The sequence below is a fragment of the Burkholderia sp. Bp9012 genome (assembly GCF_003853825.1).
GTDB classification, from domain to species: Bacteria; Pseudomonadota; Gammaproteobacteria; order Burkholderiales; family Burkholderiaceae; genus Burkholderia; species Burkholderia diffusa.
Genome location: NZ_QTQA01000009.1, coordinates 139,972 through 152,624, shown reverse-complemented (window position 1 = coordinate 152,624; position 12,653 = coordinate 139,972). Strand labels below are relative to the sequence as shown.

Here is a 12,653-nt window from a genome sequence, read left to right as displayed (position 1 = left end):
TCCCCGTCCCCGTTTCCCTGGCTATTGGTGGTTCCATCATGATCAAGCAAGCGCTCATTTCCGTTTCCGACAAGACCGGCATCGTCGACTTCGCGAAGTCGCTGTCCGACCTCGGCGTCAAGCTGCTGTCGACCGGCGGCACCGCGAAACTGCTCGCCGACGCGGGCCTGCCCGTTACCGAAGTGGCTGATTACACCGGCTTCCCGGAAATGCTCGATGGGCGCGTGAAGACGCTCCACCCGAAGGTGCACGGCGGCATCCTGGCCCGCCGCGACCTGCCCGAGCACATGCAGGCGCTGGAACAGCACGGCATCCCGACGATCGACCTGCTCGTCGTGAACCTGTACCCGTTCGTCGCGACCATCGCGAAGGACGACTGCACGCTCGCCGACGCGATCGAGAACATCGACATCGGCGGCCCGACGATGCTGCGCTCCGCCGCGAAGAACCACCGCGACGTGACGGTCGTCGTCGATCCGGCCGATTACTCGGTCGTGCTCGACGAAATGAAGGCGAACGGCAACGCGGTCGGCTACGCGACCAACTTCCGCCTCGCGACGAAGGTGTTCGCGCACACCGCGCAATACGACGGCGCGATCACGAACTACCTGACGAGCCTGACCGACGAGCTGAAGCACGCATCGCGCAGCGCGTACCCGGCAACACTGAACATGGCGTTCAACAAGGTCCAGGACCTGCGCTACGGCGAGAACCCGCACCAGAGCGCGGCGTTCTACCGCGATCTCGCGACGCCGGCCGGCGCGCTCGCGAACTACCGCCAGCTGCAGGGCAAGGAACTCTCGTACAACAACATCGCGGATTCGGACGCTGCGTGGGAATGCGTGAAGACGTTCGACGCACCGGCCTGCGTGATCATCAAGCATGCGAACCCGTGCGGCGTCGCAGTTGGCAACGATTCGGCCGACGCATACGCGAAGGCATTCCAGACCGACCCGACCTCGGCCTTCGGCGGCATCATCGCGTTCAACCGCGAAGTCGACGAAGCGGCTGCCCAGGCTGTTGCGAAGCAGTTCGTCGAAGTGCTGATCGCACCGTCGTTCTCCGACGCCGCGAAGCAGGTGTTCGCCGCGAAGCAGAACGTGCGCCTGCTCGAAATCGCGCTCGGCGACGGTCATAACGCGTTCGACCTGAAACGCGTGGGCGGCGGCCTGCTCGTGCAGTCGCTCGATTCGAAGAACGTGCAGCCGAGCGAGCTGCGCGTCGTCACGAAGCGTCAACCGACCGCGAAGGAAATGGACGACCTGCTGTTCGCATGGCGCGTCGCGAAGTACGTGAAGTCGAACGCGATCGTGTTCTGCGGCAACGGCATGACGCTCGGCGTCGGCGCCGGCCAGATGAGCCGCGTCGATTCCGCGCGCATCGCGAGCATCAAGGCACAGAACGCGGGCCTTACGCTGGCCGGCTCGGCCGTCGCGTCGGATGCGTTCTTCCCGTTCCGCGACGGTCTCGATGTCGTCGTGGCGGCAGGCGCGACCTGCGTGATCCAGCCGGGCGGCTCGATGCGCGACGACGAAGTGATCGCGGCGGCCGACGAGCACGGCATTGCGATGATCCTGACGGGCGTGCGTCACTTCCGTCACTGACCGCATGCGGCCGGCGCGGCCGCTGCATGCAAACCCGGCGGCATCATACCCGCCGGGTTTTTTATTGCGCGGCGCCGACGTACACGACCGTGCGGCCGGCACCGCACACCATTCGTTGTAGTATCGCTGCATCAGGTTTTTCTCCTCACTCATGCGAATTCTCGGCATCGACCCTGGCCTGCGTGTGACCGGCTTCGGCATCATCGACGTCAGCGGCCACCGGCTCGCCTATGTCGCAAGCGGCGTGATCCGCACGCCAACGGCCGACCTGGCCACCCGACTCGGCACGATCTTCCAGGGCGTATCGACGCTCGTGCGCGAACACGCGCCCGACCAGGCCGCGATCGAACAGGTGTTCGTCAACGTGAACCCGCAGTCGACACTGCTGCTCGGCCAGGCGCGCGGCGCAGCGATCTGCGGGCTCGTCGCCGGCGGCTTGCCGGTAGCCGAATACACCGCGCTGCAACTGAAGCAGGCCGTCGTCGGTTACGGCCGCGCGACCAAGTCGCAGATGCAGGAGATGGTCACGCGGCTGCTCAACCTCACGGGCCAGCCCGGCAGCGACGCGGCCGATGCGCTTGGGATGGCGATCTGCCATGCACACAGCGGTAATACGCTCGGCACGATCAGCGGCCTCGCGCCAGCGCTCGCGAAAAAGGGACTGCGGGTGCGGCGCGGACGGCTCGTCGGCTGACGCAACGACACGCACATCCAAGGCGCAATGCACGCGTTGCGCCTGCAACCGCTCTACCCGCCTGCCGGCCTGATCGCCACCCCAACCTGACGCCCAACTCATCGGCATCGCGCCGCACCTGCGCTACACTCGCGCTTTCTTCCTCGCTTCACGCCATCCATGATCGGTCGCATCGCCGGCATCCTGCTCGAAAAGAACCCGCCCCACCTGCTCGTCGACTGCAACGGCGTCGGCTACGAGATCGACGTGCCGATGAGCACCTTCTACAACCTGCCGCAAACGGGCGAGCGCGTCGTGCTGCTCACGCAGCAGATCGTGCGCGAGGACGCGCACCTGCTGTACGGCTTCCTGACGCCGCAGGAGCGCACGACCTTCCGCGAACTGCTGAAGATCACCGGTATCGGCGCACGCATGGCGCTGGCCGTGCTGTCCGGCATGAGCGTGCAAGAGCTCGCGCAGGCAGTGACGATGCAGGACGCCGCACGTCTCACGCGCCTGCCCGGCATCGGCAAGAAGACCGCCGAGCGCCTGCTGCTCGAGCTAAAGGGCAAGCTCGGCGCGGATCTCGGTGCGCTCGCCGGTGCCGCATCCCAGTCCGATCACGCGACCGACATCCTCAACGCGCTGCTCGCGCTCGGCTACTCGGAAAAGGAAGGCCTCGCCGCGATCAAGAACGTGCCGGCCGGCACCGGCGTGTCCGAGGGCATCAAGCTCGCGCTCAAGGCATTGTCGAAGGCGTAACACCCGCCCGAACCGGCTGTCGCAGCCAGTGTCGCGCCGCCGTGCGGCGCGCGCCAGTCGGCGGTTCGGCCAGTTCGACCGCGTGACCGCGCGCGGTACAATGGCCGCATGATTGAAACCGACAAACTCGCCGCCGAGCGGATCATCGCCGCCACGCCCGCCTCGTCGCACGAGGAGGTGTTCGAACGCGCGCTGCGGCCGCGCCAGCTCGACGACTACGTCGGCCAGGAAAAGGTGCGCGGCCAGCTCGAGATCTTCATCGAGGCCGCGAAGCGCCGCTCCGAGCCGCTCGATCACGTGCTGCTGTTCGGGCCGCCAGGCCTCGGCAAGACCACCCTCGCGCACATCATCGCGCGCGAGATGGGCGTGAACCTGCGCCAGACGTCGGGCCCCGTGCTCGAGCGCGCGGGCGATCTCGCCGCGCTGCTGACCAACCTCGAAGCGAACGACGTCCTGTTCATCGACGAAATCCACCGGCTGTCGCCGGTCGTCGAGGAAATCCTGTATCCGGCACTCGAGGATTACCAGATCGACATCATGATCGGCGAAGGACCGGCCGCACGCAGCGTGAAGCTCGATCTGCAGCCGTTCACGCTGGTCGGCGCAACCACCCGCGCGGGCATGCTGACCAACCCGCTGCGCGATCGCTTCGGGATCGTTGCGCGCCTCGAGTTCTACAATGCCGAGCAACTGTCGCGCATCGTGCGGCGCTCGGCGTCGCTGCTGAACGCGCAGATCGATCCGAACGGCGCGCTGGAAATCGCGAAGCGCTCGCGCGGCACGCCGCGGATCGCGAACCGGCTGCTGCGCCGCGTGCGCGACTATGCGGAAGTGAAGGCCGACGGCCAGATCACCGCGGCCGTGGCCGACGCCGCGCTCGCGATGCTCGACGTCGATCCGGTCGGCTTCGACCTGATGGACCGCAAGCTGCTCGAGGCGATCCTGCACAAGTTCGACGGTGGCCCGGTCGGTATCGACAACCTCGCGGCGGCGATCGGCGAGGAGCGCGACACGATCGAGGACGTGCTCGAACCGTACCTGATCCAGCAGGGCTTCCTGCAGCGCACGCCGCGCGGGCGCGTCGCGACGCTGCTCACGTACCGCCACTTCGGGCTCTCCGCGCCCGATGCCGGCAAGACCGAACGCGGGATGTGGGATACCGCCGACGGGAAGTAACCCGCCGCCCGCGCCGCGCCTGCCATGACCACGCCGCCCAGCCCGCACCCCGCCACGCCGACGCCGGGCCCGCGTTGGATCGAACCGATCCGCAAGCGGCTCGTGGCCGGCGTCACGCACCTGACGACGGGTGGCGGCGGTCCGTCGATCGATCTGTCGTCGCCTCCCGGAGACCCGGGGCTGTTCGGCCCCGACGCCATCTGCTGGCGCGTGCATGCCGATTTCACGTCGATGATGACGGGCGGCATTGCCGCGCTGCTGCTGCAGGCGCTCCATCCGCTCGCGCTGGCGGGCGTCTGGGATCACTCGTCGTTTCGCACCGATATCCTCGGCCGCTTGCGGCGCACCGCCACGTTCATCACGGGCACGACGTTCGGCAGCCGCGCGGACGCACTCGCGCTGATCGAGCGCGTAAAAGCGATCCACGCGCGCGTATCGGGTACCGCGCCCGACGGCAGGCCGTACCGAGCCGACGATCCGGCGTTGCTGACCTGGGTGCATGTCGCGGAAGTATCGAGCTTCCTCGCCGCACATTTACGCTATGTGAATCCGTCGCTGTCGGGCGAACAGCAGGACGGCTACTACGCTGAGACGGCGTTGATCGCCGAGTTGCTCGGCGCCCGGGACGTTCCCCGTTCACGTGCGGAAGTCGCGGCCTATTTCGCGCGCCTGCAGCCCGAACTCGAAGCGGGGCCACGCACCTTCGACGTCATGCACATCCTGCTGAATGTGCCGGTCTCTACGCCCGCGCTGCGCCCGGCTGCGTCACTGATCATGCATGCGGGCATAGACCTGCTACCGAACTGGGCGCAGCGCATGCTCGGCGTGTCGACGTTCGCGCCGCTGCGACGCGCGGTGGTCCGGCCCGGTGTCAGGGCGGTCGCCCCCGTGCTGCGCTGGGCGCTCGTCAACGGCGCGTCGAAACGCGCACGCCGCCGCGCAACCGCGACACCGCCCGACGGTACCCCGCACGCCTGACGATCCGTTTCTTCGGATCATTTCAATTTGCCGGCAAATTCCCGTGACCGCCGCGCCGATGCGATCCATGGCGGGAAGAAGCACACGAAAGGGGAATTTGACAAGCTGCGCCAGCCGATCACGGCCGACAAGCCGGTAGGATCGCCTAAACGCTCGACTACAGAACGCGCCAAGCACCGCCGCACCAAGCCTGACGTGGAAGGCGGCGCCCGGCCGGTCACACCGGCGTGGCCGGCGTGACTGCATCAAAGTACCTTGCGATACCCGTCGTCGTCGCTCGCGGTATCCAGATGCGACACGTCGGCCCATTGCACGACTTGCGCACGGCCATCGACGTAATCGACGACGTTGATGCTAGTGTTGAGCAACTGATAGCTGCGCGGCGCCGACAGGTCGAGACCGTTTGCAAAGCGATACACGCAATCAAGCACGCCGCCGTGCGCGACGCATGCGATGCGCTCGCCCTGATGCGCGGCGACGATCGGCTCGAGCGCATGCAGCACGCGATGATAGAACGCGCGCTGCGACTCGCCGCCGTCGGGCGCGAAACCCGGGTCGCGCGTCTGCCACGCGGCGTAGGCATCCGGAAACAGCGTCTCGATCTCGGTGCTGTCATGCCCCTGGAACACGCCGTACGCGCGTTCGCGCAACCCTTCGTGCAACCGGAGCGGCAGCCCAAGCGCATCGGCAAAGGGTTGCGCGGTCTGCTGCGCGCGCATCAGGTCGCTCGAATAGATCGCGTCGATCCGCTGCCCTTCATGCGCTTCCCGCGCGAGCCGGACGGCCAGCCGCTGCGCCTGCGCAAGCCCCGTGTCGGCGAGCGGGATATCGATATGGCCCTGAATGCGCTTGATGCGGTTCCAGGCCGTCTCGCCATGGCGAATGAAGAGGATCTGCGTGGTGGTCATCGCGGCGCGTCTCGGGGAAGGAATCAGGGCCGCACTTGCAGCCAGAACGTCACGGGACCGTCGTTGACGAGCGACACCTGCATGTCGGCGCCGAATTCGCCCGTCTCGACGACCGGATGACGCTCGCGCGCGGCCGCGACGAAATAGTCGAACAGGCGCGCGCCTTCGTCGGGCGGCGCAGCGGGCGTGAAGCTCGGCCGCAGCCCGCTATTGGTATCGGCAGCGAGCGTGAACTGCGACACGAGCAGCAGGCCGCCGGCGCCGCCCGCGCCATCGATGTTCGACACCGGCAGGTTCATCTTGCCGGCCGCATCGCTGAATACGCGATAGCCGAGCAGCTTCGCGAGCAGCTTGTCAGCGGCGGCCTCGGTGTCGCCGCGCTCCGCGCAGACGAGCGCGAGCAGTCCTGCGCCGATCTCGCCCGTCGTGCGGTCGCCGACACGCACGTCGGCGCGCTTCACGCGCTGGATCAGCGCGATCATGCCGTCAGCGTGACGCGCGCGAAGCGGCGCTTGCCGACCTGGACGACGAACTCGCCGGCCTCGACCTTCAGGCCCTTGTCGGACACCGTCGCACCGTCGATCTTCACGCCGCCTTGCTCGATGTTGCGCAGCGCTTCGCTCGTCGACGGCACGAGGCCCGCCTGCTTCAGCAGCTGACCGATCGCGAGCGGCGCGCCCGCGAGCGTGACCGACGGGATGTCGTCCGGCACGCCGCCCTTCGCGCGGTGATTGAAATCTTCGAGCGCACGCTCGGCGTCGGCCTGCGAGTGGAAGCGCGCGACGATTTCCTGCGCGAGCAGCACCTTGAAGTCGCGCGGATTGCGGCCGCCTTCGGCGTCGCGCTTGAAACCGGCGATTTCGTCGAGGCTGCGGAACGACAGCAGTTCGAAGTAACGCCACATCAGCGTGTCCGAGATGCTCATCAGCTTGCCGAACATGTCGGTCGGCTTCTCGCTGATGCCGACGTAGTTGCCCTTCGACTTCGACATCTTCTCGACGCCGTCGAGGCCTTCGAGCAGCGGCATCGTCAGGATGCACTGCTGTTCCTGGCCGTACTGCTTCTGCAGTTCGCGGCCGACGAGCAGGTTGAACTTCTGGTCGGTGCCGCCGAGCTCGAGGTCGGCGTTCAGCGCGACCGAGTCGTAACCCTGCATCAGCGGGTACAGGAATTCGTGGATCGAGATCGGCACGCCGCTCTGGAAGCGCTTCGTGAAGTCCTCGCGCTCGAGGATCCGCGCGACCGTGTAGCGCGACGCGAGCTTGATCATCCCGTCCGCGCCGAGCGGCATCGACCATTCGCTGTTGTAGCGAATTTCGGTCTTTTCGCGGTCGAGCACGAGCGCGGCCTGTTCGAAGTAGGTCTTCGCGTTCGACTCGATCTGTTCGCGCGTGAGCGGCGGACGCGTCGCATTGCGGCCCGACGGGTCGCCGATCAGCGACGTGAAATCACCGATCAGGAAGATCACGGTGTGGCCGAGATCCTGCAACTGACGCATCTTGTTCAGCACGACCGTATGGCCGATGTGGATGTCGGGCGCCGTCGGATCAAGGCCGAGCTTGATGCGCAGCGGCGTGCCGGTAGCCGCGCTGCGCGCGAGCTTCTGCGCGAACTCTTCCTCGATCAGCAGTTCGTCGACGCCGCGCTTCGTGACGGCGAGCGCATGGCGGACTTCGTCGGTAATCGGGAAAACAGGCTTGGAACTGGGTTCGGTGCTCATCGGTGCCAGGAAGAATGTCGCAAAGACAGGGATTTTCCCATAACTTGCGCGTGCATCGCTTAACGATGCGTCAGGTTGCGCGGATAATCGGGCGCAAGGCGCGTGGCACAGGCCCGCGTCGCTCGATCCAGGAGAATCCAACGTGCCGCAACGACATCCGCAACCCGCCCATCCGGCCGACGGCATCTACTTCGGACTGATGTCGGGAACCAGCATGGACGGTGTCGACGGCGTCGCCGTGCGTTTCGAGACCGGCCGCGCGCCGGTCGTGCTCGCGGAAGCGTTCGTCGGCTTCGCGCAATCGCTGCGCGACGCGCTGTTCGCGCTGCAGCAGCCCGGCGACAACGAGATCGACCGCGAATCGGTCGCGGCGAACGCGCTCGTCGCGCGCTACGCGGTGTGCTGTCACGAGTTGCAGCGCACCGCCGGCCTGTCGCGCGACGAGATCCGCGCGATCGGCGTGCATGGCCAGACGGTCCGGCACCGTCCCGAGCGCGGCTACACGCGCCAGCTCAACAATCCGGCACTGCTCGCGGAGCTTGCCCATATCGACGTGATCGCCGATTTCCGGAGCCGCGACGTCGCGGCCGGCGGCCACGGCGCGCCGCTCGCGCCTGCGTTCCATGCGACGATGTTCGGCGCGCCGGGCGAGACGCGGGTCGTCTGCAACCTCGGCGGCATCAGCAACATCACGATCCTGCCCGGTGATGGCGGCGACGTGCGCGGCTTCGACTGCGGGCCCGCGAACGCGCTGCTCGACGCATGGGCGACGCGCCACCTCGGCAAGCCGTACGACGACGGCGGCAAGTTCGCCGCGCGCGGCACCGTGCACGCGCCGCTGCTCGACGCGCTGCTCGACGAGCCTTACTTCGCCGCGCTGCCGCCGAAAAGCACCGGCCGCGACCTGTTCAACCCCGCGTGGCTCGACGCGAAGCTCGCCGCGTTCGCGCAGGTTGCGCCGGAACACGTGCAGGCGACGCTGACGGCGCTCACCGCCGTCTCGGTCGCCCGCGAAGTCGCGCAGCATGCGACGGATTGCAGGGCCGTGTTCGTCTGCGGCGGCGGCGCCCGCAATCCGGTGCTGCTCGCCGCGCTCGCGGATGCACTGCGCGAGGCTGGCGTGCCGGCAACGGTGGATACGACAGCTGCGCTCGGCGTGCCGCCGCAACAGGTCGAAGCGCTCGCGTTCGCCTGGCTCGCGTATCGCTTCACCGCGCGCCAGCCCGGCAACCTCGCGAGCGTGACGGGTGCCGCGGACGCGCGCGTACTAGGCGCGCTTTATCCGCGCTGATGGAAGGCCCGGGATGCGATGACACGCAGGCCACTCAGTTTGGCGGTTCGCACCGCGCATGGGCACAAAAAACGGGGCATGAAGCCCCGCTTTTCATTCCGGCGAACCGGACAGGTTCCGTCGTGCGCTCAGACCGAGAACGACGAGCCGCACCCGCAGGTGGTCGTGGCGTTCGGGTTCTTGATCACGAACTGCGCGCCGTTGAGGTCGTCCTTGTAGTCGATCTCGGCGCCGACCAGGTACTGGTAGCTCATTGAGTCGATCAGGAGCTGGACGCCGTTCTTGTTCATCACGGTGTCGTCCTCGTTGACTTCCTCGTCGAACGTGAAGCCATACTGGAAGCCCGAGCAGCCGCCGCCCTGCACGAATACGCGCAGCTTCAGGTCGGGATTGCCCTCTTCGTCGATCAGTTGCTTGACCTTGTCGGCCGCGGCGTCAGTGAAGACGAACGGTACCGGCATTTCGGCGGTCGTTGCTGCGGATTCGGTAACAGCGTTCATGCGAACTCTCCAAAAAGCTTTAGCCGCTATTGTAGGGCCGATCAGAAGATCGTGCTGATGTCCATGAAATCAATAGGTTCTTGTTGATTTCCGTAAAGGAAACCGCCCGCGGGGCACCGCCGCGCGGGCATAAAAAAACCGCCAGCGCGAAAACTGGCGGTTTTTCCGGCGGACGCCGCCCGGAAGCGGCGCGGCCATGAAGCGGAATTAACGCTTCGAGAACTGCTTTGCGCGGCGTGCCTTGCGCAGACCAACCTTCTTACGCTCGACTTCACGTGCATCGCGCGTGACGAAGCCTGCGTTCGACAGCGACGGCTTCAGCGTCGCATCGTAGTCGATCAGCGCGCGGGTGATGCCGTGGCGCACTGCGCCTGCCTGACCCGTTTCGCCGCCGCCATTCACGTTCACCTTGATGTCGAACGTCTGGCCGTGGTTCGTGAGTTCCAGCGGTTGACGCACGATCATCAGCGACGTTTCGCGCGAGAAGTAGTCAGCGATGGGCTTGCCGTTGACGATGATGTCGCCCTTGCCAGCCTTGATGAAGACACGTGCGACTGCGCTCTTGCGGCGGCCCGTACCGTAGTTCCAGTTACCGATCATGTGGGCTCCCCTTAGATCTCGAGCGCTTTCGGCTGTTGAGCCGAGTGCGGATGCGTCGCTTCAGCGTAGACCTTCAGCTTCTTGATCATCGCGTAGCCGAGCGGGCCCTTCGGCAGCATGCCCTTGACCGCCTTCTCGAGCGCACGGCCCGGGAAGCGTTCTTGCATCTTGCCGAACGTCGTTTCATAGATACCGCCCGGGTAGCCCGAGTGACGGTAGTACTTCTTGTCCAGAGTCTTGTTGCCCGTGACCTTCAACTTGCTTGCGTTGATGATGATGATGAAATCACCAGTGTCGACGTGCGGGGTGAACTCAGGCTTGTGCTTGCCGCGCAGACGGCGTGCCACTTCGCTGGCAACACGGCCGAGAACCTTATCCGTCGCGTCAATCACGTACCATTCACGCGTCACCTCATGGGCTTTTGCGGAAAACGTCTTCATGATCGATCCAAAAAAAATGCTTTGCCCGATGTGTTCTTCCTGCTTGTCTGTGTGCGCTTCGAGGCGCGGTGCAGGCTCTCCCTGTTCTTTTTCCGTGGGCATGAATGCGGAAAAGCCCTGAATTATAAAGGAAATACGACAGCGCGGTCAAAAAGAATCCGCGTCCCGTGCCGGCGGCGCCCGAAATGGGCCAAAATCCGGTCGTGCCCCGATATACCAGGCGAACCGAGCGCCCGGGGAGGCACCCATCGACGCGCGGTACCTGACCTTGCCGCGCCAGACCGGCCGACAACGGAAAAACAACAAACAAGCATGATGAAACAACGACTTACGCCCCTTCTCGCGGCCGCGCTGCTGGCCGCCGCCGCGCCCGCCGTCGCCGCCAGGGCCGGCTGCGAGGCCAAGCTCGACGCACTCGACGCCCGTATCGCCGACGCTCGCGGCGCCCATGCCGAAGATCGCATCGCCCGCCTGCGCGCGGTACGCGAACGCGTACGCCACTTCTGCGCGCGCGGTCATGGACACGCATCGGCCGCGCAGGTCCCGCCGCCTGCCGCCGGTTCGACCGACACGCCAACCGGCGCGGCATCGCAGGCAGTCGCACGGCGGCCCGCGTAACGGCGTCAACGACAGGCATCGGAGCACGCAAACTGCGCGCCGATGCTTGCACGGAACGAAAAAAAGCCCGAACGGCTGGTTCGGGCTTAATCCACCTTAGGAGGAGGGTGGAGGAGACATGCGGAGGTTGCCGCAGCGCGACAACCAATGAGGCTCATTATACGAACGCACCGCCGACATCACAAGAAAATTTGCATTGCGAAATCTCACACCATGATGCGAAATATGGAGAATTTCACGGACTAGCGGATTTTCCCTTTTAAAATCAATAGATTGGGAAAAATCATGCAACCGGAAATCCGGCACATCTAGAGTAATACCCCTAAAACCAGCCGGGAAATCGGCGTTCGGCGCCCCGCCAGGCGCCGCGTGCGGCGGCGCGACGTTGCGCGTCGTGCAGCGCATCAGCCGACTATTGCACCGCGGGCTACAATGCGTGATCGAATCCGAATCAGGCAACGCTGGAGTGCAAGCATGGAATGCAAAGTAAGCTGGATGGGTCAGGACGGCATGGCGTTTTCCGCCCAGACCGGAAGCGGGCACCTCGTCGCGATGGACGGCGCACCGGAAGGTGGCGGCCATAATCTCGCGCCGCGCCCGATGGAAATGGTGCTGGTCGGCACCGGCGGCTGCACCGCGTACGACGTCGTGCTGATCCTGAAGAAGAGCCGCCAGGAAGTCACCGGCTGCTCGGTCACGCTGAAGGCCGAGCGCGCGAGCGAAGATCCGAAGGTGTTCACGAAGGTCCACTTCCACTTCACCGTCACGGGCCGCAACCTGAACCCGGCGACGGTCGAGCGCGCGATCAACCTGTCACACGACAAGTACTGCTCCGCGTCGATCATGATCGCGAAGACGGCCGAACTCACGCATTCGTTCGACATCGTCGCGGCCTGAACGCCCGGCAGCCACGCATGAAAAAAAGGGCCGGCGCTCCTGACGGAGCGCCGGCCCTTTCGCATTCGAGCGGCAAAGCAGGCCGATAAGCCGGATTCTGTGCACGCTGTACGCCGAAGCGCACAGCGCGTGGCAGCCATTCCTCTAGACGCGCCATTGCTGACGCGCTCAAGCTTCCTACCCGCAGACGAGACGGGGGCCCCGTCCTGCATCCGAAAATGCGCGCCTGCCTACTTGGAATTGCTCCGGGTGGAGGTTACCGTGCCGGCGAACGTCGCCGTCGCCGCGGTGCGCTCTTACCGCACCGTTTCACCCTTACCTGATCCCGGCTTGCGCCGGGCCATCGGCGGTTTGCTTTCTGTTGCCCTGTTCCGCGTGTCGCCACGGATGGCCGTTAGCCATCACCCTGCCCTGTGGAGTCCGGACTTTCCTCGCCCTCGCCTGCCCGAAGGCGGCGAGGCCGCGACTGCCTAGCCTGCTTTGCGA

14 protein-coding genes, 1 other RNA gene and 1 pseudogene are annotated in these 12,653 nt (G+C 65.8%); 9 read left to right on the top strand and 7 right to left on the bottom strand.

From position 1 onward, the window contains the following. The first annotated feature begins 38 nt into the window (after nucleotides 1-38). The 6 genes and pseudogenes from purH to DIE11_RS37535 form a co-directional block, all read left to right on the top strand. Complete coding sequence (purH, locus tag DIE11_RS14555) at nucleotides 39-1,604, top strand: bifunctional phosphoribosylaminoimidazolecarboxamide formyltransferase/IMP cyclohydrolase (protein ID WP_059608257.1); 1,566 nt, start codon at nucleotides 39-41, stop codon at nucleotides 1,602-1,604. 151 nt (nucleotides 1,605-1,755) lie between these two features. Next, nucleotides 1,756-2,298 (top strand): crossover junction endodeoxyribonuclease RuvC, encoded by a 543-nt coding sequence (gene ruvC / locus DIE11_RS14550; RefSeq protein WP_059465409.1) that lies wholly within the window; start codon nucleotides 1,756-1,758, stop codon nucleotides 2,296-2,298. A gap of 159 nt (nucleotides 2,299-2,457) precedes the next feature. Beyond that, entirely contained in the window at nucleotides 2,458-3,039 is a 582-nt protein-coding gene (gene ruvA, locus DIE11_RS14545; protein ID WP_059451998.1) for a Holliday junction branch migration protein RuvA, read from the top strand. 108 nt (nucleotides 3,040-3,147) lie between these two features. Then, on the top strand, nucleotides 3,148-4,215 hold the full coding sequence (gene ruvB / locus DIE11_RS14540; RefSeq protein ID WP_059608256.1) for a Holliday junction branch migration DNA helicase RuvB: 1,068 nt from the start codon (nucleotides 3,148-3,150) through the stop codon (nucleotides 4,213-4,215). A 24-nt stretch (nucleotides 4,216-4,239) separates the two neighbouring features. Then, on the top strand, nucleotides 4,240-5,193 hold the full coding sequence (locus DIE11_RS14535; protein ID WP_124624863.1) for an oxygenase MpaB family protein: 954 nt from the start codon (nucleotides 4,240-4,242) through the stop codon (nucleotides 5,191-5,193). 51 nt (nucleotides 5,194-5,244) lie between these two features. After that, nucleotides 5,245-5,433 (top strand): annotated as a pseudogene (locus DIE11_RS37535) (hypothetical protein); the annotation flags it as partial. Between the two features lie 5 nt (nucleotides 5,434-5,438). Here the strand turns inward: DIE11_RS37535 and DIE11_RS14530 are convergent. The 3 genes from DIE11_RS14530 to tyrS are packed head-to-tail and all read right to left on the bottom strand — an operon-like array spanning nucleotide 5,439 to nucleotide 7,821. Further along, the gene (locus DIE11_RS14530; RefSeq protein WP_059608254.1) at nucleotides 5,439-6,101 is read right to left on the bottom strand and encodes a histidine phosphatase family protein; all 663 of its coding nucleotides are present in this window, start codon (nucleotides 6,099-6,101) and stop codon (nucleotides 5,439-5,441) included. A 23-nt stretch (nucleotides 6,102-6,124) separates the two neighbouring features. Next, entirely contained in the window at nucleotides 6,125-6,583 is a 459-nt protein-coding gene (dtd, locus tag DIE11_RS14525) for a D-aminoacyl-tRNA deacylase (protein ID WP_006751891.1), read from the bottom strand. Continuing rightward, nucleotides 6,580-7,821: a tyrosine--tRNA ligase gene (tyrS, locus tag DIE11_RS14520; RefSeq protein WP_059608253.1), complete on the bottom strand. Its 1,242-nt coding sequence runs from the start codon at nucleotides 7,819-7,821 to the stop codon at nucleotides 6,580-6,582. Before tyrS ends, dtd begins: the two co-directional genes overlap by 4 nt. A 142-nt stretch (nucleotides 7,822-7,963) precedes the next feature. Between tyrS and DIE11_RS14515 the strand changes: the two genes are divergently transcribed. Beyond that, entirely contained in the window at nucleotides 7,964-9,112 is a 1,149-nt protein-coding gene (locus DIE11_RS14515; protein WP_059608252.1) for an anhydro-N-acetylmuramic acid kinase, read from the top strand. A 128-nt stretch (nucleotides 9,113-9,240) separates the two neighbouring features. Here DIE11_RS14515 and erpA read toward each other — a convergent pair whose 3' ends face one another. From erpA to rplM, 3 genes are all read right to left on the bottom strand, one after another. Continuing rightward, entirely contained in the window at nucleotides 9,241-9,612 is a 372-nt protein-coding gene (gene erpA, locus DIE11_RS14510; RefSeq protein WP_006751888.1) for an iron-sulfur cluster insertion protein ErpA, read from the bottom strand. Nucleotides 9,613-9,819: 207 nt separating this feature from the next. Beyond that, nucleotides 9,820-10,212, bottom strand: coding sequence for a 30S ribosomal protein S9 (gene rpsI, locus DIE11_RS14505; RefSeq protein WP_011883283.1), 393 nt, complete (start codon nucleotides 10,210-10,212; stop codon nucleotides 9,820-9,822). A gap of 11 nt (nucleotides 10,213-10,223) precedes the next feature. Next, complete coding sequence (gene rplM, locus DIE11_RS14500) at nucleotides 10,224-10,652, bottom strand: 50S ribosomal protein L13 (RefSeq protein WP_009687896.1); 429 nt, start codon at nucleotides 10,650-10,652, stop codon at nucleotides 10,224-10,226. 312 nt (nucleotides 10,653-10,964) lie between these two features. On the opposite strand from rplM, the gene DIE11_RS36865 reads away from it, so the two are divergent. Beyond that, nucleotides 10,965-11,270: a DUF1090 family protein gene (locus DIE11_RS36865; RefSeq protein ID WP_059608251.1), complete on the top strand. Its 306-nt coding sequence runs from the start codon at nucleotides 10,965-10,967 to the stop codon at nucleotides 11,268-11,270. Between the two features lie 432 nt (nucleotides 11,271-11,702). After that, nucleotides 11,703-12,167: an OsmC family protein gene (locus DIE11_RS14490; RefSeq protein ID WP_081060216.1), complete on the top strand. Its 465-nt coding sequence runs from the start codon at nucleotides 11,703-11,705 to the stop codon at nucleotides 12,165-12,167. Nucleotides 12,168-12,237: 70 nt separating this feature from the next. On the opposite strand, the gene rnpB is transcribed toward DIE11_RS14490, so the two are convergent. Further along, nucleotides 12,238-12,649: RNase P RNA component class A (gene rnpB / locus DIE11_RS14485), an RNA gene on the bottom strand. Nucleotides 12,650-12,653: the final 4 nt, after the last annotated feature.